Raw genomic sequence first — 1,286 nt, forward strand, 5'->3', positions numbered from 1 at the left:
AGGTTGTAGGGGTTCGGACCGTCCATGCCGCCGCCGATCGCCGCCCAGTTCATGGTCAGGGGGCCGGTGTAGATGCCGCGCCGGATCAGGCGCTCGACCGACTCGAGCTGCCCCACGTCGCCGAGCATGAACAGCGGCTGGATGCCGTTGGCCTGCAGCCGGCGCAGGTGTTCCTCGACGAAGCCGGGGCCCGAGGGAATGGTCATTTCCCGGTAGGCCTGCTGATATTCCGGCTTCGCGAGGGACGTATCTTTGACATCGTCTGCGGTCAAAAGCTCGCAGATGTTCATCTGGTTGGTGTTGATCGCGATCGTCACCTGGTCAGGCTTCGGCGTGAGCTCCGCGAGCATGTGGCGCGTGTCGTCGCTGAGCCATTGGGCCGCCTCGCTGTCGGTCTCGGGCGCAAACGAAATCGAGCCGCCAACCTGCAGAATCATGTCGGGAACCGCATCGCGCAGACGGGCCAGCAGTTCGTTGAACATCGAAAGGCGCTTGGAACCCTTGCCGTCCGCCTCGCGGACATGGACGTGCAGGAGCGTTGCGCCGGCGTTGTAGCAGTCAACCGCTTTCTGGACCTGCTCGTCCATCGACACCGCAATATCGCTGGAGTCAGCGGGAATCCACTCGGGACCGTAAGGCGCGACCTGGATGACGAGGGGTTGCTGGTTCTCGGGAAGGAGGGAGTCGTCGAGGAATTGCATGGTGGTATTCCGGCTTGAAGTTGATCGACTGAAAAAGTTCAGACTGACGCTCGTAGGCGACGCGACTGGGCGAGCTCCCAGTGGTCACGGGCCGACCCGCCTTCATGCCTAGGGCGGCGAGGCGCTCGCGCACGGAGGGCGCAGTGACCAGAACAAGCAACTATAGGCGTCGCGCCGACAATTTCAACTCAAATGGATGCCGAGCTTCCTCAACCGCTACTACGGCATTGCGCCGGACCAGGCCGGACTCAAGGCTGCGATCGTGATCCTGCTCGGCGCAGTCGTCTGGGGAATCCTGGCCGACCGTGCCGGGCGCGAGCAACCGCGTCGCGTGAAGCAACCTCGCCCCCAATTCCGTGAAGGACGACGGACTGTTTGGGCGACCGCCAGAAGCTGCAAGGTTGGCCCGAACTCATGGGTGCTTCGGAGCCGGAGGCATCAGAGAGCCTAGTGTAGTGCGCCACTCAGATATGTACTTATCTTGTACGCACTTGCCAGTGCGGCCTTGGCTCGCGTGACCTTGGCCAGGATGTCGGTCGCTCTGGCGGTCCAGATGAAGGGTTTTGGGTTGGCGTTGTGGTGGGC

At 62.8% G+C, this 1,286-nt stretch carries 1 protein-coding gene; it reads right to left on the minus strand.

All coding sequences use genetic code 11. The features are described from left to right. A partial coding sequence (locus tag AC1DY5_RS56040; protein WP_478122774.1) for a beta-keto acid cleavage family enzyme occupies positions 1-701 on the minus strand: 701 nt, incomplete at its 3' end. Between the last annotated feature and the right edge of the window lie 585 nt (positions 702-1,286).

It is taken from the genome of Variovorax sp. P4_D9 (genome assembly GCF_056401695.1).